This window comes from Bifidobacterium thermophilum (assembly GCF_037482445.1).
In the GTDB taxonomy this organism is placed as follows: domain Bacteria; phylum Actinomycetota; class Actinomycetes; order Actinomycetales; family Bifidobacteriaceae; genus Bifidobacterium; species Bifidobacterium thermophilum_B.
In genome coordinates this window covers 34,917-58,281 of record NZ_JBBHLY010000012.1, presented here as the reverse complement: position 1 = coordinate 58,281, position 23,365 = coordinate 34,917, and the positions used below count along the sequence as shown (strand labels likewise).

The following is a 23,365-nucleotide window of genomic DNA, read 5'->3' as shown; positions in this document are numbered from 1 at the left end:
CGAAGGCTTACATGCCTCGTTTGCGCTGCTTGATCATCTTGAGGACCTCGTCGGGGACGTCCTTGAGCCGTGACAGGTCGAGATCCTCGATGAAAATCGGTTGGAGCATGTGCCAGTCCTGCGGATGCTCGGCTATACCGCTCGCCCACACATCAACCCATGCCTGGCTGATATCATGAATCGCCTGCTCGCGGGGAAGACCGGCGAATCGAGAGATATCAATCGGTGCGCTGACCCGGCAGACATACCCATACGCAGTCCCGGCCTTTTTCCGCCGTTCACCGTGAAGCCGTTCCCTGTACATGTTCACGACATACAGCGGCAGGCCCGTGTCATAGGCAAGTGTCGCCGGCCCCCGCGCGACACGGATCATCGAACCGAAGGCGTGGACGAATTCGCCGTGACGGCTCAGATCGCGATCGGCGAGCAACGGCACCAGTACGTGGGGCTCGCCCAGTGCATCCTCCAGACGCGCGACCAGGCCATGCTGTCCGGTGAGCAGAATCGAGATGCCAAGAGACCTTCTGATATCGACGAAAGTGTCCAGCAGCTCCTTGTTGCCCAGACGCTCCGCGACCGTGGTCACCGGGGCGACATCATGATGCGCCCAATACCCGGCGTAATCCCAGTTGCCCTGATGCCCCATGGCGATCGGCGCAGAACCATCCTGCACACGCGTGGTTTCAATGATCCGCTCACAACCGGGGCCTTCCCCGCGTACGCGTGCAGTCAGGCACTCGTCGCTTCTGCCGCCGACCGTCATGGCTTCGGAGAAATACGTGAAGTACGATCGCATCGCCTGATGCGAAACATGCCGCAGGCGTCGCCTCTCCTCAAGAGCGAGCTTCGGACTCCTATGGCCACGATAGCTGCTGATGCCCAATACGTGCGCCAGATTGCGTTCCAGCTGCTTGACTCCGCCGGCATGCAGCAACCATGCGATATCAGCCGCAAACAGGAATACACCTCTGACCAGTCGTTCAGGCAGAATACCGGCATGCCTGGCGATGAAGACGAGGATCCTGTCAAGCATAACCGGGATTACTTCCCTGCCGAGGCTGTGCCCAAATCGTGCTCATCGGCTTTCATTTGGCGTCGAACCTCGAAAATCCTTTGGAACACGGTAATAAGACCGAGTACCGCAAGCAGCACCATCGCGATGGCGAGCCACAGCCCGTTCCGGGTCAGTCCGGTCACGAACATGCCGACCAGGATGATGAAGAGCCGGTCAGCCCGTGTCGCAATGCCGTTCTTCGCCTCATATCCCACGGATTCCGCGCGGGCGCGGGCATATGAGGTGACGAACGAGGTCATGATGGAAACCAGCGCACAGCTGATACCGACATGCGAGATGACATCCTCGCCCGAAGTACCGCCCTGGAACCACCAGTCGTTGTGCAGATAGAAAATCAGGATGCATCCGATGAGCACCGCCCAATCGGCGATCCTGTCGAGTGTAGAGTCGAGGAACGCGCCGAATTTGGTTCCTCCCGTGGTCAGCATGGCAACGGAACCGTCAAGGGAATCGAACAGCACAACGATGGCCAGGAAAAACACAAGCGGAATAATCCAGCCTGTGATGCCGATCGCAATGGACAACGCTATGGACAGGACCGACCCGGTAATGGTGATGCCGTTGGCACTCATGTGCAGGTTCACACATACACGCGCGATGGGCTCAGTCAGTTTCTTCCACAGTCCCCGGCAATGTTCAAGCATTGTCTTCAGTACCTTTCTTGTCGAATAGCCCGGCAGGCAGTTCGGGCGGCACCGGATGACCGGCACCGCCCGAACGCATTCAATGGGATGCCAATCTGGTCACTTCGTGGCAGTGGCGAAATCCTCGGCGTTGTTCACCTGGACACGCTTCCTGATGACTTCGAGAATCCATGCCTTGGCCTGTTCGACTGGAACACCGTTGAGCTGGCTGCCGTCGCGGAACCTGAAGCTGACGGCGTTCTTCTTGACGTCCTCCTCGCCGGCGATCAGGGTGAACGGGACCTTCGACTTGGACGCGTTGCGGATCTTCTTGCCGAACCGGTCGTCAGAGTTGTCTATTTCGCAACGCACGAGGTTCTCCTCGAGATCGTCGATGAACGCCTGCAGATGCGGGGCGAACTCGTCGGCCACCGGGATGCCGGTCACCTGGACCGGAGCGAGCCAGACCGGGAACGCGCCCGCGTAATGCTCGAGCAGGATGGCGAAGAACCGCTCGATGGAGCCGAACAGGGCACGGTGAATCATCACCGGGCGCTGGTGGGTGCCATCTGCCGCGATGTACTCAAGGCCGAAACGCTCAGGCAGGTTGAAGTCGAGCTGGATGGTGGACACCTGCCAGGTGCGGCCGATGGCGTCGCGCGCCTGGACGGAGATCTTCGGGCCGTAGAACGCGGCGCCGGCGGGATCGTCGACGAGTTCAAGACCGGACTCCTTGGCGACCTCGGCGAGCGTATTGGTCGCCTCCTCCCAGATCTCGTCGGAGCCGACGAACTTGTGGGGATCCTTGGTGGACAGCTCCAGATAGAAGTCGTTCAGGCCGAAGTCCTTGAGCACCTTGAGCACGAAGGTGAGCAGACGGCGAAGTTCGGGCTTCATCTGCTCGCGTGTGCAGTAGATATGCGAATCGTCCTGGGTCAGGCCGCGCACACGGGTCAGGCCGTGCACCACGCCGGACTTCTCATAGCGGTACACCGTGCCGAACTCGAACAGCCGTAACGGCAGCTCGCGGTAGGAACGCTGGCGCGACTTGAAGATCAGGTTGTGCATCGGGCAGTTCATCGGCTTGAGATAGTAGTCGAAGCCCTGCTTGGTGATGTTGCCGTCCGCATCGCGCTCCTCGTCGACACGCATCGGCGGGTACATGTTGTCCTTGTACCAGTGCAGGTGCCCGGACGTCTCGTACAGACCGCCCTTGGTGATATGCGGGGTCTGCACGAAGCTGTAATGGGCCTTGCGGTGCATTTCGCGGGAATAGTCCTCCATCGCGTTGATGACCGCCGCCCCCTTGGGGTGGAACACCGCAAGACCGGGGCCGATTTCCTCCGGGAAAGAGAACAGGTCCATTTCCTGGCCGAGTTTGCGGTGGTCGCGTTTGGCGGCCTCCTCCATACGGGACATATAGGCCTTGAGGTCGTCCTTGCTCGCCCATGCGGTGCCGTAGATGCGCTGGAGCATCGGGTTCTTCTCATCGCCACGCCAATATGCGGCGGCGGTGCGTTCCAGCTTGAACGCCTTGATATAGCGGGTGTTCGGCAGATGCGGCCCGCGGCACAGGTCCTTCCAGACCACGGTGCCGTCACGGTCGATGTTGTCGTACATCGTCAGCTCGCCCTTGCCGGAAACCTCCGTGGAGGCCGCCTCGTCGATCTCGGCCTCCTTCGCGCCGATCAGCTCGAGCTTGTATGGCTGTTCCGCCTCTTCGGCGCGGGCTTCGTCCTCGCTGACCACGCGGCGGCGGAAGGACTGGGACGACTTGATGATGCGCTGCATGCGCTTTTCGATTTCCTTGAGGTCCTCAGGCGTGAACGGTTCCTTCACGTCGAAATCGTAGTAGAAGCCGTCCTTGATGACCGGGCCGATGCCAAGCTTGGCATCCGGACGGATTTCCTGGACAGCCTGGGCCATGACATGGGTAGCGGAGTGACGCATGATCGCAAGACCGTCCTCGGAATCGAGGGCGATCGGCTCCACCGTGTCACCGTCGTGCAGCTGGGTGTACAGATCGCGAGGTTCGCCGTTGAGACGCACGGCGATGATGTCCTTGTTATCGCCGAACAGTTCGACGCCGGTCTGGCTTGCTTCCACCTCCTTCGATTCGCCGTTGAGTGTGATGGAGATGGTTTGTTCTGCCATGAGGTGTCCTTTGCTATCGGGGCCCGCGGTACTAAGGTGCAGGCCTGGACTGTGTGTTACCACGTTTACGGTAAATGCGGGACGCGACATTGCGCTCCGGTCTCCGCCTGAGCGTGTCCAGACATCCGTATTCCGCTTCTGCCGATACTGAGACACCCTTCAGCGTCGGTAGAAGGCTTGCGCACACTGAAGACCGCCGGCATCGGACGCGTGCTGCAGTAGTCGTTAGCCCTAGGAATCACCACAATCGCAGCGGAACTGCTTGAAAAACAAAAAACGCCACGCTGAGCGTGACGTTGATGTTGACGTGGGTGATGCAGGAATCGAACCTGCGACCCCTTCCGTGTGAAGGAAGTGCGCTAGCCGCTGCGCCAATCACCCGATTGGTGAAGAAAGCCGGATTCCTCCGGACTCGTGGGCGATACAAGATTCGAACTTGTGACCCCTTCCGTGTCAGGGAAGTGCGCTACCTCTGCGCCAACCGCCCAGGTTGTGTCTTGGTTCGGAAGACTTGCGCCTTCCTCGCCAGAGGTGGGTACGAGAGTCGAACTCGTCTATACGGCTTTGCAGGCCGCTGCCTAACCGCTTGGCTAACCCACCGTAAGGTCGTCAACTCATCGGACCTTAGAGCGGACAACGGGACTCGAACCCGCGCTCTCGACCTTGGCAAGGTCGCGCTTTACCAACTAAGCTATGTCCGCGTTTCAACCACGTTGCCGTGCTTGAAGCAACGAGTAATTACTATAACGACATCCTTGTGATTTGCAAAATCGAGCATCCTCTTCGGCGTGTCGCTTTTCGCCCATCAGATAGAGAACAGCTTGAAAACATAGTATTTCCAAGGGCTGAGTGGATTCCACCGCCGGCTTAAGCCCCGACGCGGAGCGCGACAACCGGTTACATTAGAGGCTATGACTGCAGAACTGATGCACGAGAAGTTCATGGTTTCAGCCTACGAAGGCTGGAACGACGCCAGCCAGGCCGCCAGTGAGGTCATCCATTACCTCATCAGCCATTATGAATCCAGGCTGGTGCGGGAGATCAACTCCGATGGCTATTACGACTACCAGAGCGCGCGCCCGATGCTGTGCCACGTCACGGGGCATGCGCGCATCGTCTGGCCGCATACTTCGTTCTACGAGATCCAAGTGTCCCCGGAACTGTGCGTCCTGGCGCAAATCGCCCCCGAGCCCAATTACCACTGGAAGGACTATTGCAAGGAGACCCTTCAGATCGCCCGGGAATTCGGCGTCTCCCATTTTGTCACCCTGGGATCCATGTACGCATCATGCCCGCATACCCGGCCATTGCCGGTCGACATCTCCAGCGCGACCTGTACGTGCGAACTCGACCGGGAGTATAACGGGCCTATCGGCATCACCACGGTTCTCGACCATATGGCATGCAAGGCCGGCATGGCCACAACCTCGATATGGGTTTCCATTCCCAAATACATGAATTCAGACACGTGCGCCCAGGGGACCCTCCAACTGGTCCATGGATTGTCCACCACCCTCGGCGTACAGCTCGATACGAAAGACCTGCAGAACAAGGCCGATGCCTGGAAGACCAAGGCGACCACCCTCGCCGCCTGCGATGACAGCCTGTCGTCGTATATCGCGCATCTCGAGCACGAATACGATCTGGCCCAGCGTGCGAGGACCGTCGCATCGCTTGGGGCCCCCCAGGCCGAACAGCTGGTCAGGGAGGCCGAAGCCTTCCTCAAGCGGATGGAATCATAGGCGACACGCCGGCAATCCCTTGCGATTCCAAGCAACTCGCCGTGAGAGTTGCACCTTCTACAGCATACCGCTATAGTGTCCTGTGTTCCAAGCGAGCTCATCGGCTTGCAATACATGCGGACATAGCTTAGTTGGTAAAGCGCGACCTTGCCAAGGTCGAGAGCGCGGGTTCGAGTCCCGTTGTCCGCTCCGCTATCCCGGGCACAGTGCCCGGGATTTTTGTTATCGACTGCCGGATCGTCTCACCACAACCAACGAGAGCATCCGTTGCCACGTATGAAACCCCAATCAGTCCCCCTCCCCGAGCACCCCGGCACGGGCGAATGCGGCGCGGTAGATCGACACCGGATCATCCAATGACTTGGCCGCGTTTGCAGGACTCGTGGATGCCAGCGTCATCATCTCCACATCGATGCCACGGCGCCTGAGCCCCGGTTCGATGAGCCTGGCGTACAGCTGCCCGGCTTTGCTCCCCGTGGCGAGCACCAGCCGTATCGGCGCCCCGCGCAGCATCATCTCGATATCGTTGAGTTCGGGATTGTGGATGCTGCCGTCGCTCGCGCCAGATATGTCGCACGATGCAAGCACATCCCACAGCGCGACATGATGTCTCAGCACGAAGGCCGCCCGCTGCCTCGGGCTCACCCCGGGGTCGTCATGGAACACAGCCGCCATCATAGGCCAGAACCTGTTCCGCGGATGCATATAGTAAAACCCCTGCTCGCGCGATTTCGGGCTCGGCATACTGCCAAGGACCAATACCCGCGAAGCATCGTCCCAGACCGGACCGAAGCCATGAACCACATGTTCCGTCATGTAAGGGCATGATACTCCAGTACATAACAGACAGCGGCCAGATGCACCTGCCGAATACACAAAGGCGCCAGCGCGTGAATTGCCACGAATCCACACGCATGGCGCCCCATCGCCGCCAGCGACGGCGGCAATATCGCAGGTAACCGGTCAGAACATCGCGGCCACGGTGTTGACCATCTCGACAGCGGCCGTCTTGGTGGCCTGTTCCATCGGCTGCAACGCACCGGCAATCAGCAGAATCGCCACGACGACGGCGATGACGATGCGGTAGATGGCGAACGCGCGGTACGAGAACGTCGACACGAACTTCAGGAAGCCGATGATGACGATATAGCCGACCACGAAGCTCACGATGGTCGCTGCGATGGTCGCGCCCCAACCCGGGAACGTCGGATCGGCCGCCGCGGAACCGACAGATTTCACGGTTTCGAGGATTCCCGCGCCGAATACCGCCGGGATGGCCATAAGGAAGCTCACACGCACCGCGGCTTCGCGGGTGTACCCCATAGCCCGGCCGAAGGTGATGGTGCCGCCGGAACGCGACACGCCCGGGATGAGCGCAAGCATCTGTCCGAGACCGAAGATCAGCGCCTCTTTCCAGTTCATCTCGCGAATCGTCTTCTTCTGCGGCGCCCTGGCATCGATGACCCACAACAGGATGCCGAAGACGATCAACACCGTCACGGTGATCCACAGGTTGCGCAACGTGGTCTCGATGGCATCCTGGAACAGCAGGCCGGCTACGACAATCGGAATGGTGCCGATGATGATGTACCAGCCTTCAGCGGCGTCCCTATCCCGCGTGCCGAACCGCTCCTTCCAGTCCCCCGTCACCGGACGGGTGAACAGGCAACGGAACCAGTGGGACAGAATGCGCGCGATATCACGACGGAAATACAACAGCACCGCGAGCTCGGTGCCCAGCTGGATGATTGCGGTGAACGCCGCACCCGGATCCGTATGGAGCATCAATTCGCCAATGATGCGGATATGGGCGCTTGATGATACCGGCAGATACTCGGTAAGCGCCTGCACCAAGCCGAGGATAATCGCTTGGAAGAAATTCATGATCCCTCTTATCACTACTAATCGTTGATCTGGTTGTTCATCCGTGTAGGCATTCAGCAGATGACGTGACCACTTTATCCATAGACAGGAATATTGCACACTCCTGTTTCGCTTTTCATCGCAAGGATGGCACACTACGCCAAGACGATGCCAAGGCGCCACGCGACACGGAGCATACACTAGAGGTATACAACAGGAGGTGCCATATGGCGAAATATCGTAAAAGCAGGATGTTCGCGCCCGCAGGGTTCTTCGAGTGCGAAGGCCGCGGGCTGCAATGGCTTGGAGCGGCACACGCCCAGGGCGGCCCGCGCGTCGTCGACGTCTACGACTGGGGTGACGGCTATCTGGATATCGAACGTGTCGAAGGCTGCTCCCCCACGCCGAAAGCCGCATACGATTTCGGCGCGGCGCTCGCCCACATGCATGATGCCGGAGCACCGTATTTCGGTTCGGCGCCAGAAGGATATACGGGAACGTGTTACTTCGGGCCGCTCCAGGACCCTGTGAAGATGGACACCGGCGAATGGACCGACCCGGTCACCTACCTCGCCGAAGGCAGATTGCGTCCGATGGTCGAATTGGGTATCCAACGTGGGGAACTCAGCGAAGACGACCTTGCCTTGACCGATCGGGTCATCGACCGGCTGCCAGATCTGCTTGGCCGTGCGGGCGAGGACAAGCCCGCACGCGTCCATGGCGATCTGTGGAGCGGCAATGTCATGTGGACGCGCGACAGCGGTGACGTGGAGGCGGTGCTCATCGACCCAGCGGCACACGGCGGGCACCGCGAGGAGGATCTCGCCATGCTCAATCTGTTCGGCATGTCGTATCTGCGCGAGATCATCGACGGCTATCAGCGGGTGCATCCGCTCAAGTCAGGGTGGGAGGATCGCGTCACCATCTGGCAGCTCTACCCCATCGCCGGACACTGTGTGTTCTTCGGCGGCGGGTACGTCAGCGAATACCGGTCGATGTGCCGGTCGCTGCTGAAATAACGGCACCGGACCCATAATAACTACAGACGCCGCCCCGTCGTCCGCTCCCCCGAAAGGAGCAGGAACGACGAGACGGCGTTGTGCCTGCAATCGTCTGAATCAGCTCAGTGCGTCCTTGAGTTTGCTGAAGAACCCCTTCTTGCCGCTTAACGGCTTGCAGCTCTGGGAAACCTGTTGGTCTTCACCGTCATGCTTCTCGGCGAATTGCTCGATGAGCCTACGTTCGTCATCCTTGAGCTTGGTAGGAATGACGACATTCACATGGATGATGAGATCGCCTCTCGTCGAATCGCCGAGCTTGGTCGAGCCGAGTCCCTTGAGCGTGACTGTCTGCTCGGGTTGGCATCCTTGCGGAATGTCAAGATGCTGGGAACCATCGAACGTGTCGATGTCAAGGCCGTGGCCGAGCACAGCCCAGCTCATGGGGATCTGCACCCAGCAATGCAGGTCATCGCCGTCGCGCGTGAACTGTTTGTCCGGTTTGATGCGGATGTCGACATACAAGTCGCCGGCAGCGCCTCCGCCTTCGCCGACCTCGCCCTGATGCGGCAGACGGAGCCTGGTCTCATCATGCACGCCAGCCGGCACGGTGACCCCGACATCACGCGTCGTACGTACCCGGCCATGCCCCATGCACTGCGGGCATGGATTCTCGATAATCGTGCCATGGCCTTCGCAACGCTCGCACGGTGCGGAAGTCATCATCTGGCCGAGCATGGTACGGATGACTTTCTGCCGATATCCCTGGCCGTGGCATTCAGGGCAGGTCACCGGTTCGGAACCTTTCGACGCCCCGGACCCGCTGCATTCCTGGCATAGGCCGAAGGTGTTGATCTTTACGTGGGCGACGCCTCCGAATACAGCGGTCTTCAGGTCGATCGTCGTTCTCGCCAGCGCATCGCGGCCAGGTTGTGTGCGGGGGGTCGGCCCTTGGGACGAGCCGGCACCGAACGCGCTGCTGAAGAACTGGCCGAAGATGTCACCGACATCACCCATATCGAAGCCGCCCGCACCGGCACCGAACCCGCTGGAGGGATCATTGGGGTCGACACCCTGGTCGTACATCCTGCGCTTGTCAGGATTCGACAGCACCTCATAGGCGCTATTGACTTCCTTGAACTTGTCCTCGAATTCAGGTCCGGCGATGTCGGGATGGTACTTACGGCTCATCTTGCGATAGGCCTTTTTGATTTCCTCTTCGCTGGCCGTGCGTTCCACGCCCAGGACCTCGTAGTAGTCTGCCACTGGTTGTTCCTTTGGTTGTGTTCTGGAAGTATTGTGTCACACGCCTATGTCAGCCGACGGCGTTGGCTTCGTCCTCGCCGATGATATTGGTGAGGTATCTTGCCACCGCCCGGACAGCAGCCATAGTCGTGACATAATCCATGTGCGTGGGGCCGATAGAACCGACGAACGCAACAGGCTTGCCTGTCTGCGCACCGTCAGGACCATCCGACGCCTTGGCATGGATATGCCCATACCCGCTGGTGACCACGGAGGCATGCATGAGTTCCGGCGTATGCGTTTCCGAACCGATGGCGACGCCGACACCGTTTTCCGTGACCTCCTCACTCAGCGAGTTCATGAGTCTCATGATGACCACCTGTTCCTCGAGCGCATCGAGCAATGGCGCCATCTCCGTGCCGGAATGCTGATGGGCGAGCTTCGAGGTGCCGGCCATATACAGGTCCGTGGCCTGCTCGTCATCGGCCATGCTGGTCAGCGCGCGTGACAACGCGGCGGCCAGCGTCGCCATGACGCCATGTTCCGGGCTGTTGGCAAGCGTGAGGATTGTCGCCGCCGCCGAGGCCAATGACTTGCCGGCGCAACGGGCGTTGACCGTTTCGCAGAACGTTGTGAGCTGCTTGCTATCAGGCAGTTGCCGCGCCTCCAACGTATGTTGTGCGACTCTGCCTGTATCGGTGATGATAACCGCCAGAAGCTTGTTGACGGAGACGGGCACGATTTCGATATGCCTCAACGTCGACTTGGACAGTGCCGGCGAAGCGACAACGGCGACCTGCCCGGTGATGCGAGCCAACAGGCGGGCCGCCCGCTGCAGCGTATCCTCGAGGCTGACCGAGCCTGCAAGGAAATTGCTGATCCCCCTGCGTTGGGCGGGAGACAACGGCACAACGGTCGCCAACCGGTCCACGAAATAACGATACCCCTTCTCGGTCGGGATCCTTCCCGCTGAGGTGTGGGGCTGGACCAGATACCCCTCGTCCTCCAAAGCGGCCATGTCATTGCGAATGGTGGCGGAGCTCACGCCGAGATGATGGTTGCGTGTCAGCGATGTGGAACCAACAGGCTCCTGCGAACGGATGTAATCCTCGATCACGGCGCGCAGAACCAGCATGCGACGGGATTGCGTCATATGCGCGCCTCCTTGGTGTATCGCCCCTGGCACAGGGGCAGGTCTTACAATACTTACCACGGGCATACGTCCACGGCGTCCAGCCGCGGGGAATATGCCCAGATGCAATATCTAATGTCTTAGCACTCTTGCCGGGCGAGTGCTAATAGGTTCATCAATAGGGAAAACCGAACATATTGCATGTTCATTTGCATCACCAATGGCACATGAATGTTCAGAACACGCCAAAAGCGCACCACGAAGTCTGATGCAAAAGTTAGCATGGTAGTGCAATGTGAGGGCGTCCGTGGCGCGGCATAAGCCGAATGCGCGGCCACCCGAAGTATTGGAAGGAAAGTAGATCACCTATGACCGATTTCACCTGGTCTGAATTGGACGAGCGCGCCGTCAAGATGGCGAAGGTCCTCTCCGCCGACGCCGTCGAGCGTGCGGGGCACGGCCATCCCGGCTCCCCTGTGTCCCTGGCTGCGATTGCCTACACGCTGTATCAGCACTACATCAAGCACGATCCGAACGATCCCAAGTGGGCCGGACGTGATCGCTTCATCCTCTCCGGTGGCCATGCTTCGCTCACGCAATACGTGCAGCTGTTCTTCTCCGGCTACGGCCTGACGCTGGACGACCTCAAGTACTTCCGAGGCGGCGCCGACACCCGCACCCCGGGCCATCCGGAGTACGGCCTGACCCCGGGCATCGAAATGACCACCGGCCCGCTCGGCCAGGGTCTTGCCTCCGCTGTCGGCTTCGCCTATGGCCAGCGCTTCGAGCGCGGTCTGCTCGACCCGGATGCCGCCGAAGGCACCTCGCCGTTCGACCACAAGGTGTGGGTCATCTGCGGTGAAGGCGATGTCGAGGAAGGCGTGTCCTCCGAGGCCGGCTCGCTCGCGGGCAACCAGAAGCTCGGCAACCTCTTCGTGATCTTCGATGCGAACCACATCCAGATCGAGGGCGACACCAAGCTCACCTTCTCCGAGGACATCCTCAAGCGTTACGAGGCCTACGGCTGGTACACCGACGAAGTGTCCTTCATCCAGCCTGACGGCTCCTACAAGGAAGACACCGCGGCCCTCGCCGCGGCCCTCGACAAGGCCGAGGCCGTCACCGACCGTCCGCACTTCATCAAGGTCGACACGCTCATTGCATGGCCGACCCCGGGCAAGACCAACAACGAGGCTTCCCACGGCTCCAAGCTCGGCGCCGAGGCCGTTGCCGGCCTGAAGAAGGAACTCGGCTTCGATCCGGATGTCGACTTCCCGATCGACGAGGAAGCCCTCGCGCATGCCCGCAAGGTCGCCGAGCGCGGCCTCGAGGCCCACAAGGAATGGGACGAGAAGTTCGCCGCCTGGCAGAAGGCCAACCCGGACAAGGCAGCCCTGTACGAGCGCATCAAGGCGCATAAGCTGCCTGAAGGCTTCGACGAGGCTATCGACGCCTTCGAGGCCGCCCAGGAAGTCGGCAAGGGTGTCGCGACCCGTAAGTCCTCCGGCCAGGTCCTCAACGCCATCGCTGAGGTTATGCCTGAGCTGTGGGGCGGCTCCGCCGATCTCGGTGGCTCCAACAACACCAATATCAACGGTGCCAAGTCCTTCGGCCCGTCCTCCGACGAGACCCGCACCTGGCCTGAACAGTCCGAGTACGGCCGCCAGCTGCACTTCGGCGTGCGCGAGTTCGCCATGGGCGCCATCACCAACGGCATCCTGCTCGGTTCCGACACCCGTCCGTTCAACGGCACGTTCTTCCAGTTCTCCGACTACGAGCGCCCGGCCGTGCGTCTGGCCGCACTCATGGAGATTCCGAACCTGTACGTGTGGACCCATGATTCCGTCGCCCTCGGCGAGGACGGTCCGACCCACCAGCCGATCGAGCATCTGGCCGCTTTCCGCGCCATGCCGCAGCTCGAGGTTGTGCGTCCTGCCGACGCGTATGAGACCGCTGAGGCCTACCGTTACTTCTTCGAGAAGAAGAATACCCTGCCGACCGCGATGATCCTCACCCGTCAGGGTGTGCCGACGCTCGCCGAGACCAAGGACAAGGCGAAGGACGGTGTCCGCAAGGGCGCTTACGTGCTCGTCGACACCGAGGGCACCCCGGACGTGATCGTCATGGCTTCCGGTTCCGAGGTCCAGTGGGCCGTGGCCGCCGCCAAGACCCTCGCCGCTGAAGGCATCAAGGCCCGCGTCGTGTCCTTCCCGTCCATGGAATGGTTCGAGGAGCAGGACGACGAGTACAAGGAGGAGATCCTCCCGGCCGGCGTCAAGGCCCGCGTCTCCATCGAGGCCGGCGTTGCCATGCCGTGGTACAAGTACCTCGGCGCCTATGGCAAGGCCATCTCCATCGAGCAGTTCGGCCTGCAGGGCGACGGCGCTCAGAACATGATCGATCTGGGTATCACCGCCGAGCACGTCGTGGAAGCTGCCAAGGCTTCCATCGCCGAAGTGAACGCCTGATCGCGTCCATACCACTATGAAAGGGTACTTTGACGTTCGCGTGAAGAAAACCTCAAGGTACCCTTTCATGTAGAATTAATGTGTTCCCATCTAGGAATATCAAGGAGTAACACAAACATGACTGAAGCAACTCAGCGCACCAGCGACAACGGTGTTTCCATCTGGCTGGACGATCTGTCCCGCACCCGCATCGAGTCCGGCTCCCTGCAGGACCTCATCAAGAACAAGAACGTCGTTGGCGTGACCACCAACCCGTCCATCTTCCAGAAGGCCCTCTCCCAGGTCGGCCCGTACGATGCGCAGCTCAAGGAGCTCGGCAAGGTCGACGTTGAGACCGCCATCCGCGAGCTGACCACCACCGACGTGCGCAACGCGACGGATATCTTCCGCGACATTGCTGAGGCCACCGACTTCGTCGACGGCCGCGTCTCCATCGAGGTCGACCCGCGTCTCGCTCACGAGACCGAGGCCACCGAGAAGCAGGCCGTTGAGCTGTGGGAGAAGGTCAACCGCCCGAACGCCATGATCAAGATCCCGGCGACCCTCGAGGGCCTGCCGGCCATCACCGCCACGCTCGCCAAGGGCATCTCCGTCAACGTGACGCTGATCTTCTCCATCGAGCGCTACGAGCAGGTCATCGACGCCTTCATCGAGGGCATCGCTCAGGCTGACGCCAACGGCCACGACCTCAAGCACATCGGCTCCGTCGCCTCCTTCTTCGTGTCCCGCGTGGACACCGCCGTCGACAAGCTGCTCGAGGCCAACGGCTCCGATGAGGCCAAGGCTCTCGAGGGCAAGGCCGCTGTGGCCAACGCTCGCCTCGCCTACAAGCTCTTCGAGGAGAAGTTCGCGAACGATCCTCGCTGGGCCGCTCTCGAGGCCAAGGGCGCCAAGAAGCAGCGTCCGCTGTGGGCTTCCACCGGCACCAAGAACGCCGCGTACTCCGATTGCAAGTACGTCGACGAGCTCGTGGCCCCGAACGTGGTGAACACCATGCCGGAGAAGACGCTGAACGCTCTCGCCGACCACGGCAACGGCGCTCCGTCCATCAAGGGCACCTACGAGGAGAGCCAGGCCATCATGGACAAGCTCGCCGCCCTGGGCATCAACATCAAGGATGTCACCGATCAGCTCGAGGCCGACGGTGTCGCCAAGTTCATCGCCTCCTGGGATTCCGTGATCGCCGACGTCCAGTCCGGCATCGACCGCGTCAACGGCTGAGACCTATCCACAATAGGCTGATTGTATTCAGGCCCTGATACCCGCTTCATTGTCGGGAATCAGGGCCTGATTTCATATGTCCTGATTCATATTCAATGCCATACATCGGTGATGTTGAACTATCTTGCATATACACGACGGGGCGCATGCAAGGGATCACCCGCATGCGCCCCGTCGTGTAAGGAAAGACCCGGTCACCAAGCCATCATTGGTGGTACGTGGACAGGAAGTTGCCCAACTTGGTCGCCGCATCCTTCAACACCTCGATGCGAGGCAGGTATACCACGCGGAAATGGTCGGGATGCTGCCAATTGAAACCGCTGCCCTGCACAATGAGCAGCTTCTGCTCTCGTAGCAGATCCAGTGCGAACTTCTCATCGTTCTTGATACCGAATCGCTTGATATCCAGCTTCGGGAAAATGTAGAACGCAGCCTTCGGTTTGACGGCGGATACCCCTGGAATCGAGTTCAATGCCTCATAGATGTATTCACGCTGCTCGTAGATCCTGCCGCCGGGCACGATATAGTCGTTGACGCTCTGATGGCCGCCGAGCGCGGTCTGGATGATGGATTGGGCGGGGACATTCGAGCAGATGCGCATGTTCGTAAGCATGTTCAGCCCCTCGATATAGTCCTTTGCGATGCTCTTGTTGCCGCTGAGCACCATCCAACCGACACGGTAGCCGGCGATCATATGGGATTTGGACAGTCCGGAGAAGGTGACGCAGAACAGGTCCGGGGCCATGGACGCGATGGACACGTGCTTGAGGCCGTCCATGACCAGGCGGTCGTAGATTTCGTCGGAGAAAATCATGAGCTGGTGTTCCCTAGCGAGATCGACGATTTGCTGGAGTACCTCAGGCGGGTACAAGGCGCCGGTGGGATTGTTCGGGTTGATGATCACGATCGCCTTGGTGTGATCGGTGATCTTACGTCGCATATCCTCGATATCCGGATACCATTCCGATTGCTCATCACAGATGTAATGGACCGCGGTGCCCCCTGCGAGGGTGACGCACGCGGTCCACAGCGGATAATCCGGGGAAGGCACCAGCACTTCGTCACCGTTGTCGAGCAGCGCGGACATGCTGAGATTGATCAGCTCGCTGACGCCATTACCGGTGTAAATGCCGTCGATGCTGACGTTCGGGATATTCTTGATTTGCGCGTACTGCATAATCGCCTTGCGCGCCGAGAACAGGCCCTTGGAGTCCGAATAGCCTTCGCAATCGGTAAGCTGCTGGGCCATGTCATACACCACTTCGTCGGGGGTTCGGAAGCCGAACGGCGCGGGGTTGCCGATGTTGAGTTTGAGTACATGGGTGCCTGAAGCCTCCATCCGGGCCGCTTCATCGACAACCGGTCCCCTGACATCGTACAGGACATTGTCAAGCTTGGATGATTTGCCGAAATGCCGCATGGTGGTTCCTTTCGTAGATGCAGGCGCGACGGTGAACGATGGATCAGAGTGGTTTGCAGCGGGATCCGCATGTTGGGGACCTTCCGCGAGCCGCGGCTTCGATGCCGTCATGGCATCGCTCTCCCCCGACAACCAGGCATCGCTGACCCCCAGCATCTCAGCGAGGGCGCGGACGGTATCCGGGCGTGGAACGGTCTTACCGCTGACGTACTGGCTGACATGGCTCTTCCCGAGATGGATACCGTACTCGGGTGCCCGTCTGACGATGTCGATCTGCTTGAGGTGACGCTGCTGCATCGCCTCAGCGAGACGTTGCGCGAAGATTCCTTCTGCCATGACACTCCAAAGTTCAAATTGAGTTCAACGCTAGGAGTTACTATACCACCAGCGTGAACGGATTGAACCGCGTGTCATTATTCTGAACCAGCATTGTTTGCCAACCCAGTACGAAGTTCAATACCATGACCTCTCCCGATGCCACAAGGTGCGACACCACAGCGGTTTCTCAGAGCCGCCAGCGGTGTTCAATCCACTGGGCCACGCCGTCGTCATTGTTGGACGGGCAGATATCGTCCGCGATGGCCAGCACTTCGGGATTCGCATTTGAGACCGCCACACCGGTGCCGGACCTTCGCATCATGGCGATATCGATGAGATCATCGCCGAATGCAACGGTCTGTGCGAGAGGAATATCCATCGCCGCGCAAATGGTCTTCAGCGATTGCTCCTTGTTCGCCTGTGGGTTCATGAGCATCCACATCGATCCCTCTGAGATATTGACGGAGAAATCATCAGGGACCAATGCGCCGAGTCTGCCCCACTGCTGTGGGTCCGGGAAGATGATGATCTTGTCAGCCACGCCGTCAGGCACATCCGTGAAGTCCGTGATCACGAAGGTCTGGGTCTTCCAATAGACGCTGACATCGAAATTCGTATACCGGACATCATCCATGACGATGCCGATTCTCAATCCGGGGAGCTCATGCACGAGAAAACGGCAGACCTCGCATGCACGGCGTGAGGAGAAACCGGTTTTCACAAGATGCCCGTCATCCGGTAGCACGCCGCTGGTCAGCATCTCGACATCCGATGACGAGGGATCCATATCGATCAGGGCGCCATTGAGATAAATGCAGGCATCCACAGGCAGCCGTGAGACGACATCGTATCCGGTGCTGACGGGCCGTGCCGTCGCGACCGCGAAGCGCACACCCCGGTCGTGCATGCGCCACATGGTGTCGATGGAATGCCGGGTTACGAATCGTTCCTCGAACGTCGGCGCATCATGCATGAGTGTCCCGTCAAGATCGGCGACGACAAGCCGTATATCCTGCCGTATGCCCTGGAGCGTGTTCTGTGTCACCGTACTGGAACCATTAATCATTATGGTGTCTTTCCTGTTTCGTCTCGTTGCCGTGATGCGATTTGTGGTCGGCTCTGTGGCTTTCCCGATGCGCACACAACATAATGCCTGGATGCGAATCCAGATACGAATCCGCCCTGCCTTCGTGATATACAAAGGCAGGGCGGACACATCACCACCTATATGTGCGTGGCCGGAAGTTTGATCTCAGGCGCCGATGTTGAACTTCGTGAACAGATCAAGCGTGATGATCAACGCCACCCACAGCACGGCGATGATGACCGTCCAACGGTTCAGGTTCTTCTCGGCGACGCCGGAGGAACCGGCGTTCTGCGTCAGGCCGCCGCCGAACATGTCGGAAAGGCCACCGCCCTTGCCCTTGTGCATAAGAATGAGCAGGGTCAGCAGGAAGCTGAGTACGACGACGAGAATCTGGATAACCAGCTTAAGAACAGCCATACCTGACACGAGTTGAACCTCCATTGTGTGTAACTGCAAATATCATAGCGCAACGGGCGGATTATCGCATCCGAACCGTGATGATCGTCATGCGACAGCCGTGCCCGACTTGGCCACGATCCTCACGATATTGGCGAGTTCCTCGGCGTGCAGCGAAGCGCCACCGACCAGGAAGCCGTCGACATCGGGCTGGCGGATCAGCTGGTCCGCATTCTTCGAAGTCACGGAACCGCCGTACAGGATGCGAAGCTTGTCGGCGGTCTCCTTGCCGAACGTACCGCGGATATCATCACGGATCGCCTTCGCCGCGTCCTGGGCTGACTGCGGGGTGGCCACCATCCCGGTACCGATCGCCCATACCGGCTCATACGCCACGAGCAGTCGCGACGCCTCATCGACCGACAGATCCCGGGTGACATCACGGACCTGGCCGACAGCGAAATCAAGCTCAATGCCCTGCTTGCGCTCCTCGTAGCTTTCCCCGACGCATAGAATCGGGCTCATCCCGGCAGCGAGCACGGCACGGACCTGGTCGACGATATTGGCGTCATCCTCGGGATGGTATTTACGTCGTTCGGAATGCCCGACAATCACGTAGGAGCATCCGAGCGCGGCCAGCATATCGGCTGACACGTCACCGGTAAAAGCACCCTGCGATGTCACGGAAACGGACTGGGCCCCGTACCTGATGGGCAGATCATCAGCCTCGACCAGCACCTGGACGCTGCGGATGGAGGTGAACGACGGCATGAGCGCGACTTCGCAACGACGGTAATCGGTGTGGGCGTCACGGAGCAGCCATGCGAACTTCTGCACAAAGTATGTGGCTTCGAGATGATTGAAGTTCATCTTCCAGTTGCCCGCCACCAGAGGAATGCGTCTTGCCGCCATGCACAGCTCCTATCACGCTCGGTCTTTGTTCCAACTATATCCCGCCTACCGGGACGCCCGCATAATACATGTGCGGGCATGCACAGCCATGCACGCCCGCACATCGCAGCGGATTCGCAACCGCTTGGGGGGATAACCTACTCGAGCACCTTCAGGCCGGGCAGCTCCTTGCCTTCGAGGAATTCAAGGGAAGCGCCGCCGCCGGTGGAGATGTGCGAGAAGCCGTCCTCCGGGAAGCCGAGGTTACGCACTGCGGAAGCGGAATCGCCGCCACCGACGATGGTGAAGGCGCCGGCCTTCGTCGCATCGACAAGGCCCTGTGCCACGGCACGGGTGCCCTCGGCGAACTGCGCGACCTCGAACACGCCCATCGGCCCGTTCCACACGACCGTCTTGGAATCGACGATCTTGTCGTGGAACAGCTTCTGGGATTCCGGACCGATGTCAAGGCCCATCTTGTCGGCAGGAATGGCATCAGCCTTCACGACTTCCGGAGCGATCGGGGTGTCGCCGGCGGGGAAGCCTGCATTCACGACGATATCGGTCGGCAGCACGAGCTCGACACCGGTCTTCTCGGCAGTCTCGATATAGCCCTTGACCGTCTCGAGCTGATCCTCTTCCAACAGCGAGGTGCCTACCTCATAGCCCTTGGCCTTGAGGAAGGTGTACACCATGCCGCCACCGATGACCAGACGGTTCGCGCTGCCGAGCAGGTTCTCGATGACACCGAGCTTGTCGGACACCTTGGAGCCGCCCAACACCACGGTCAGCGGACGCTCCGGGTTCTCGGTGGCACGGGACAGCGCCTTGACTTCCTTCTCGACGAGCAGGCCGGCTGCGGAAGGCAGGTATTTCGCAATGGAGTAGTTGGAGCCCTGCGCACGATGCACAACACCGAAACCGTCGGAAACGAAGACATCGCCGAGCTCGGCGATCTTCTTGGCATAGGCGTCACGCTCGGCTTCGTCCTTGCTGGTCTCCTCCGGGTTGAACCGTACGTTCTGCAGCAGGACGACATCCCCGTCGCTCATGGCCTCGACCTTGGCATGGGCATCCGCGCCATACGTGTCCTCGGCAAGCGGAACATTCACACCGAGCAGCTCGCCCAGGCGCTTGGCGACCGGGGCGAGAGACAGCTCAGGAACGACCTTGCCCTTGGGACGGCCGAGATGGGCCATCAGGATGACCTTCGCACCGTCAGCGCGCAGAGCTTCAATGGTCGGCAAAGCGGCGCGGATACGACCGTCATCGGTGATGGTGGTGCCGTCCAGCGGGACGTTGAAATCGGCGCGCACGAGAACGCGCTTGCCCTTGAGATCTCCAAGATCCTTCAGTGTCTTCATGAGTATCCTTTCCTAACCGCATACCTCACAGGCCATGCGGGAAGATGGTGACGTTGGTACGCCACTTGCGATGATACAGGTAACAACGAACAACGGCGCCGCCATCCGCGCTGTGCGAATGGCGGCGCCGTCCCGACATTGCGGTGTATGGCCGTCCTTCCCGGCTATTCGGCCTGCCGCTGCATTTTCTGCGCTTTCTCCGCCTTCTGCAGCAGTCGGCGGATACGGCCGGCGATGGCATCCTTGCTGATGGGCGGGTCGGCGAGACGTCCCAGCTCCTCCAGACTCGCATCGCTATGGTCCAGTCGGAGCTGACCGGCGGCACGGAGTTTGGGTGGAATGTCGTCGCCAAGGATCTCGAACGCCTCGCGCACCTTCTTGGTGGCCTCCTCAGCCGCCTTCGCGCTGCGGCGCATATTCGCATCGTCGAAATTCGCCAGACGATTCGTCTTGCCGCGGGGTTCGCCATCGGTACGTTTGCCGGTCCACTCGCGTGCTGAGCGGGGCGCGCCGATGAGAACCAGGAGGCGCTCGATGGCGTCCGGGTCACGCAGGGTCACGCGTTCCGAACTGCGCACCTGACGTGTCTTGGCGCTGATGCCGAGACGATGCGCCGCTCCTTGCAAGGCGAGAGACGACTCATGGGTCGGACATACGACTTCGAGATAGCTTGCAGTGCCGATGTCGGAAATGAGCCCATGGGCCATGAATGCGCCACGCCAGGCAGCCTTGATCTGCGGAATCTTGCCATTGACGATCTCAGGCGGAAGACCACGGACGACACGATGGGTGCGCGGATTGTACAGTCCAAGCCATACCGCCAGTCCCATCGCGCCGCGCTCGACGACCACGTTGTACCGTTGGAGAATCTGCCCTTGCGGGGTCTGACGGCGGACCGATTTGATCTTTGCGTCGAACTTCGGCTGTTTCGCCGCGTTCTGTTCATGCAGCGGCTGCTTCTTCGCGACTTCCTGCGCCTGATGCTGGAATTGGTTGACAATGGCGTTATGCAACCATTTCGCCGCTTCAAGCGAGTCAAATTGTGCGAACAATACAATCTGCTTGTTGCTGGTCTGACGCAGACCGCCGCCGAATTGGAACATGGCGGCAGCCTGTGCCACCATCGCGGCTGGCAAGTCATCGTCGATCGTGGCGAGTTCGCTATTGACATCATCGAGAAGAGCCAAGAGCCAACCTCCTACTTCCTGTTTCTCTTCATAGTGTCTGCGCCTGCGACGGTGGCTCGCCGGCAGGTCGGCAACGGCTATCTGTCATATCCAATATCTTGGACAAGATTACGTCAAGCCGTGTAAATTCAGCCGTTGGCTTTCGTCATTCGGTCAGGACTGGTGTACGTGACGGTGGAGTTCCCGTGCCGAAACCGTCACGGACAATCCTTGTGAACGCAGCCGTTGGGCCAGCGCGTTGCTCATGGCGACCGAACGGTGTTGCCCGCCGGTGCATCCGATGGCTATGGTCACGTAATGCTTGTCTTCCCTGGCATAACCGTCGATGGCGATGCTGATCGCGCGCTGATATGCGTCGAGGAATTCCTGTGCGCCCTTGCTCGAAAGCACGTAGTCGCTTACCGGCTTGTCAAGCCCGGTCAGCTCGCGCAACGAGGGGATCCAATAGGGATTAGGCAGGAACCGTACATCGGCGACGAAATCCGCGTCGATGGGGATGCCGTATTTGAACCCGAAGCTGAAGATATGCACCGATACCGTGGCAGGTCCCGATCCCAGCATCGATTCATACAGTTTCGTGGACAGCTGATGAATGCTGAGCGATGATGTGTCGATAACCAGATCGGCGCGTTCCTTGAGATTGGCCAGCAGGGAGCGCTCCTCGAGAATGCCGTCGATGAGGCGGTTGCCGTGCTGCAACGGGTGCGGACGCCTGACCGACTCGTAGCGTTTGATCAGCACCTCGTTGTTCGCGTCGAGGAAGAGGATGCGCGTCTTTACGCCAAGATCGTCGAGGTGGCTGAGCACTTCTGACAGATCGTCGAAGTAGCTTCGCGACCGTACGTCGATGACCGCGGCGAGTTTATGGACTTTCGACCCGGACGAAGTCATCATATCGACCAGGGGGATCAACAGCTTCGGAGGAAGATTATCGACGACATACCAGCCCATGTCCTCGAGGGCATCCGCGGCATGGGTGCGTCCTGCGCCGCTCATACCGGTGATCAGGAGGACCTCGAACGAATCGGCGGGGTCCGGCCGATCCCCCTCGTTTCCAGGTACGTTCCCCGCATGCTGTGTGCTGGCTTCGGTCATTGTATTGCCTCCCGTAACGCTGCTCTCATTGCATCTTCCAGTGCGCTGTCGACTTGTCGGACGTCGACAGGTCCGCCATCGCTCCAGGCTTGTGCTCCACGGCCTGTCATCAGGCATACCTGGCCGATGGCCTGGTACAGCAGCATCTCCTCGCCCCCGATCGATATGCCGCCTGCCTGTTCCCAGGCACGATTGAGCCGGCTTGGATGGGGGGCATAGGCGACGTCGAGCAGTGTGCCGTCCACGTGCAGGCCGCTTGCGACGAGTTGTGCCGCAAGATCGTCCGCGGCATGCGCCGGCAGGGTGCTGATGATGACCTGATAGTCGTTCATCGTCGCCGCCACGGCATCGAGACCGATGATGGCATCGACCCGGAGCACGCCTGACGAGGCCGGCCGCTCGCGCAAAGCGAGGATGTCGCGGTTATGCTCCGGATGCCGCGCCGCGACGGTGATACCGATACCGCCGACGGTCGCACCCTGAGGCGTGCGCAGTTGGCTGAGCGCCGCGATGGCGGACATGGCGGTATTGCCGTTGCCGATGACCAGCGCCTTGAGACGGCCCGCGTTGGACGGGTATCCTCCCCGGGTATCCCAGGCGTGGCGGATGGCGAGATCGATGCCATCAACATCGGTGTTGTACAGACGCATGAACGGCAGTCCCGCGTCGGTCGCCGGCCCCGGGACCGCCGGGGTCTGCCAGTCGAACACTACGGTATTGGCGACACCGAGATGTTTCGCCCAGGTATTCGACGGTATTCCGTAAGGCTGGATGGTACGTTTCAAAGGCATGGTCAGGCTCAGGCCGCGCCAGCTGTCGTCGAGCTCTTCGAGGAAGCCTCCGAGCGCATCTTCGCCCACCTCGTAGCGGTGGTATGACCATGAGTCCTGGATGCCGAGCGCCCGGTAGGCGGCCTGGTGCAGGACAGGCGACAGGGAGTGCGCGGTGGGTTTGCCGAGCACCGCGCACTGGTTGGCCGCGGTGGGCGCACCGAAGGAATCAGGGATGTCAATCAAGGTTCTCACTCGCTTTCCCGCGCACCCGTCATGGATGCGATGCTGGACAACGCCGGTAGTACCGGTATCG

At 60.2% G+C, this 23,365-nt stretch carries 19 protein-coding genes and 5 tRNA genes; 5 read left to right on the top strand and 19 right to left on the bottom strand.

Going from position 1 to position 23,365, the window contains the following annotated elements; all coding sequences use genetic code 11:
- Nucleotides 1-7: 7 nt before the first annotated feature.
- From WD012_RS07270 to WD012_RS07240, 7 genes are all read right to left on the bottom strand, one after another.
- Nucleotides 8-1,033, bottom strand: a complete 1,026-nt coding sequence (locus tag WD012_RS07270) for a phosphatidylinositol mannoside acyltransferase (protein WP_339563092.1) — start codon at nt 1,031-1,033, stop codon at nt 8-10.
- A gap of 8 nt (nt 1,034-1,041) precedes the next feature.
- Nucleotides 1,042-1,719 (bottom strand): CDP-alcohol phosphatidyltransferase family protein, encoded by a 678-nt coding sequence (locus WD012_RS07265; protein WP_339563091.1) that lies wholly within the window; start codon nt 1,717-1,719, stop codon nt 1,042-1,044.
- Between the two features lie 99 nt (nt 1,720-1,818).
- Complete coding sequence (gene thrS, locus WD012_RS07260; protein ID WP_339563090.1) at nt 1,819-3,852, bottom strand: threonine--tRNA ligase; 2,034 nt, start codon at nt 3,850-3,852, stop codon at nt 1,819-1,821.
- A gap of 308 nt (nt 3,853-4,160) precedes the next feature.
- A tRNA-Val gene (locus WD012_RS07255) sits at nt 4,161-4,233 on the bottom strand.
- 34 nt (nt 4,234-4,267) lie between these two features.
- Nucleotides 4,268-4,339: transfer RNA gene (locus WD012_RS07250), tRNA-Val, on the bottom strand.
- Between the two features lie 42 nt (nt 4,340-4,381).
- A tRNA-Cys gene (locus WD012_RS07245) sits at nt 4,382-4,452 on the bottom strand.
- Nucleotides 4,453-4,480: 28 nt separating this feature from the next.
- Nucleotides 4,481-4,553: transfer RNA gene (locus tag WD012_RS07240), tRNA-Gly, on the bottom strand.
- A gap of 210 nt (nt 4,554-4,763) precedes the next feature.
- On the opposite strand from WD012_RS07240, the gene WD012_RS07235 reads away from it, so the two are divergent.
- Nucleotides 4,764-5,594: a PAC2 family protein gene (locus WD012_RS07235; RefSeq protein ID WP_339563089.1), complete on the top strand. Its 831-nt coding sequence runs from the start codon at nt 4,764-4,766 to the stop codon at nt 5,592-5,594.
- 116 nt (nt 5,595-5,710) lie between these two features.
- Nucleotides 5,711-5,783: transfer RNA gene (locus tag WD012_RS07230), tRNA-Gly, on the top strand.
- Nucleotides 5,784-5,882: 99 nt separating this feature from the next.
- Here the strand turns inward: WD012_RS07230 and WD012_RS07225 are convergent.
- Nucleotides 5,883-6,410 (bottom strand): DNA-deoxyinosine glycosylase, encoded by a 528-nt coding sequence (locus WD012_RS07225; protein WP_339563088.1) that lies wholly within the window; start codon nt 6,408-6,410, stop codon nt 5,883-5,885.
- Between the two features lie 147 nt (nt 6,411-6,557).
- Nucleotides 6,558-7,478 (bottom strand): undecaprenyl-diphosphate phosphatase, encoded by a 921-nt coding sequence (locus WD012_RS07220; RefSeq protein ID WP_339563087.1) that lies wholly within the window; start codon nt 7,476-7,478, stop codon nt 6,558-6,560.
- 206 nt (nt 7,479-7,684) lie between these two features.
- Here WD012_RS07220 and WD012_RS07215 point away from each other — a divergent pair, with 206 nt between their 5' ends.
- A complete protein-coding gene (locus WD012_RS07215; RefSeq protein ID WP_339563086.1) occupies nt 7,685-8,476 on the top strand; it encodes a fructosamine kinase family protein in 792 nt (263 codons plus the stop codon).
- A 99-nt stretch (nt 8,477-8,575) separates the two neighbouring features.
- Here WD012_RS07215 and dnaJ read toward each other — a convergent pair whose 3' ends face one another.
- Nucleotides 8,576-9,721, bottom strand: a complete 1,146-nt coding sequence (dnaJ, locus tag WD012_RS07210; protein WP_339563085.1) for a molecular chaperone DnaJ — start codon at nt 9,719-9,721, stop codon at nt 8,576-8,578.
- Between the two features lie 49 nt (nt 9,722-9,770).
- A complete protein-coding gene (gene hrcA / locus WD012_RS07205) occupies nt 9,771-10,853 on the bottom strand; it encodes a heat-inducible transcriptional repressor HrcA (protein ID WP_339563084.1) in 1,083 nt (360 codons plus the stop codon).
- Nucleotides 10,854-11,200: 347 nt separating this feature from the next.
- Between hrcA and tkt the strand changes: the two genes are divergently transcribed.
- Nucleotides 11,201-13,300: a transketolase gene (gene tkt, locus WD012_RS07200; protein ID WP_339563083.1), complete on the top strand. Its 2,100-nt coding sequence runs from the start codon at nt 11,201-11,203 to the stop codon at nt 13,298-13,300.
- A gap of 117 nt (nt 13,301-13,417) precedes the next feature.
- A complete protein-coding gene (gene tal, locus WD012_RS07195) occupies nt 13,418-14,521 on the top strand; it encodes a transaldolase (RefSeq protein WP_339563082.1) in 1,104 nt (367 codons plus the stop codon).
- Between the two features lie 205 nt (nt 14,522-14,726).
- Here the strand turns inward: tal and WD012_RS07190 are convergent, their stop codons facing one another.
- The 8 genes from WD012_RS07190 to WD012_RS07155 all read right to left on the bottom strand — a co-directional run bounded on the left by WD012_RS07190 (nt 14,727) and on the right by WD012_RS07155 (nt 23,304).
- Entirely contained in the window at nt 14,727-16,277 is a 1,551-nt protein-coding gene (locus WD012_RS07190; RefSeq protein WP_339563081.1) for an aminotransferase class I/II-fold pyridoxal phosphate-dependent enzyme, read from the bottom strand.
- 169 nt (nt 16,278-16,446) lie between these two features.
- Nucleotides 16,447-17,325, bottom strand: a complete 879-nt coding sequence (locus WD012_RS07185; protein ID WP_422614382.1) for an HAD family hydrolase — start codon at nt 17,323-17,325, stop codon at nt 16,447-16,449.
- Between the two features lie 186 nt (nt 17,326-17,511).
- Complete coding sequence (secG, locus tag WD012_RS07180) at nt 17,512-17,763, bottom strand: preprotein translocase subunit SecG (protein ID WP_339563079.1); 252 nt, start codon at nt 17,761-17,763, stop codon at nt 17,512-17,514.
- Between the two features lie 87 nt (nt 17,764-17,850).
- Nucleotides 17,851-18,654, bottom strand: a complete 804-nt coding sequence (tpiA, locus tag WD012_RS07175) for a triose-phosphate isomerase (RefSeq protein WP_339563078.1) — start codon at nt 18,652-18,654, stop codon at nt 17,851-17,853.
- A 137-nt stretch (nt 18,655-18,791) separates the two neighbouring features.
- Nucleotides 18,792-19,997: a phosphoglycerate kinase gene (locus WD012_RS07170; RefSeq protein WP_339563077.1), complete on the bottom strand. Its 1,206-nt coding sequence runs from the start codon at nt 19,995-19,997 to the stop codon at nt 18,792-18,794.
- Between the two features lie 164 nt (nt 19,998-20,161).
- The gene (gene whiA / locus WD012_RS07165) at nt 20,162-21,184 is read right to left on the bottom strand and encodes a DNA-binding protein WhiA (RefSeq protein WP_339563076.1); all 1,023 of its coding nucleotides are present in this window, start codon (nt 21,182-21,184) and stop codon (nt 20,162-20,164) included.
- Between the two features lie 153 nt (nt 21,185-21,337).
- Nucleotides 21,338-22,279: an RNase adapter RapZ gene (rapZ, locus tag WD012_RS07160; RefSeq protein ID WP_339563075.1), complete on the bottom strand. Its 942-nt coding sequence runs from the start codon at nt 22,277-22,279 to the stop codon at nt 21,338-21,340.
- Nucleotides 22,276-23,304, bottom strand: coding sequence for a shikimate dehydrogenase family protein (locus tag WD012_RS07155; protein ID WP_339563074.1), 1,029 nt, complete (start codon nt 23,302-23,304; stop codon nt 22,276-22,278). Before WD012_RS07155 ends, rapZ begins: the two co-directional genes overlap by 4 nt.
- Nucleotides 23,305-23,365 lie beyond the last annotated feature (61 nt).

Coding starts and splice junctions, on each gene's coding strand:
- WD012_RS07270 (WP_339563092.1), bottom strand. CDS start 1,033: ATGCTTGACAGGATCCTCGTCTTCATCGCCAGGCATGCCGGTATTCTG.
- WD012_RS07265 (WP_339563091.1), bottom strand. CDS start 1,719: ATGCTTGAACATTGCCGGGGACTGTGGAAGAAACTGACTGAGCCCATC.
- thrS (WP_339563090.1), bottom strand. CDS start 3,852: ATGGCAGAACAAACCATCTCCATCACACTCAACGGCGAATCGAAGGAG.
- WD012_RS07235 (WP_339563089.1), top strand. CDS start 4,764: ATGACTGCAGAACTGATGCACGAGAAGTTCATGGTTTCAGCCTACGAA.
- WD012_RS07225 (WP_339563088.1), bottom strand. CDS start 6,410: ATGACGGAACATGTGGTTCATGGCTTCGGTCCGGTCTGGGACGATGCT.
- WD012_RS07220 (WP_339563087.1), bottom strand. CDS start 7,478: ATGAATTTCTTCCAAGCGATTATCCTCGGCTTGGTGCAGGCGCTTACC.
- WD012_RS07215 (WP_339563086.1), top strand. CDS start 7,685: ATGGCGAAATATCGTAAAAGCAGGATGTTCGCGCCCGCAGGGTTCTTC.
- hrcA (WP_339563084.1), bottom strand. CDS start 10,853: ATGACGCAATCCCGTCGCATGCTGGTTCTGCGCGCCGTGATCGAGGAT.
- tkt (WP_339563083.1), top strand. CDS start 11,201: ATGACCGATTTCACCTGGTCTGAATTGGACGAGCGCGCCGTCAAGATG.
- tal (WP_339563082.1), top strand. CDS start 13,418: ATGACTGAAGCAACTCAGCGCACCAGCGACAACGGTGTTTCCATCTGG.
- WD012_RS07190 (WP_339563081.1), bottom strand. CDS start 16,277: ATGGCAGAAGGAATCTTCGCGCAACGTCTCGCTGAGGCGATGCAGCAG.
- WD012_RS07185 (WP_422614382.1), bottom strand. CDS start 17,325: ATGATTAATGGTTCCAGTACGGTGACACAGAACACGCTCCAGGGCATA.
- secG (WP_339563079.1), bottom strand. CDS start 17,763: ATGGCTGTTCTTAAGCTGGTTATCCAGATTCTCGTCGTCGTACTCAGC.
- tpiA (WP_339563078.1), bottom strand. CDS start 18,654: ATGGCGGCAAGACGCATTCCTCTGGTGGCGGGCAACTGGAAGATGAAC.
- WD012_RS07170 (WP_339563077.1), bottom strand. CDS start 19,997: ATGAAGACACTGAAGGATCTTGGAGATCTCAAGGGCAAGCGCGTTCTC.
- rapZ (WP_339563075.1), bottom strand. CDS start 22,279: ATGACCGAAGCCAGCACACAGCATGCGGGGAACGTACCTGGAAACGAG.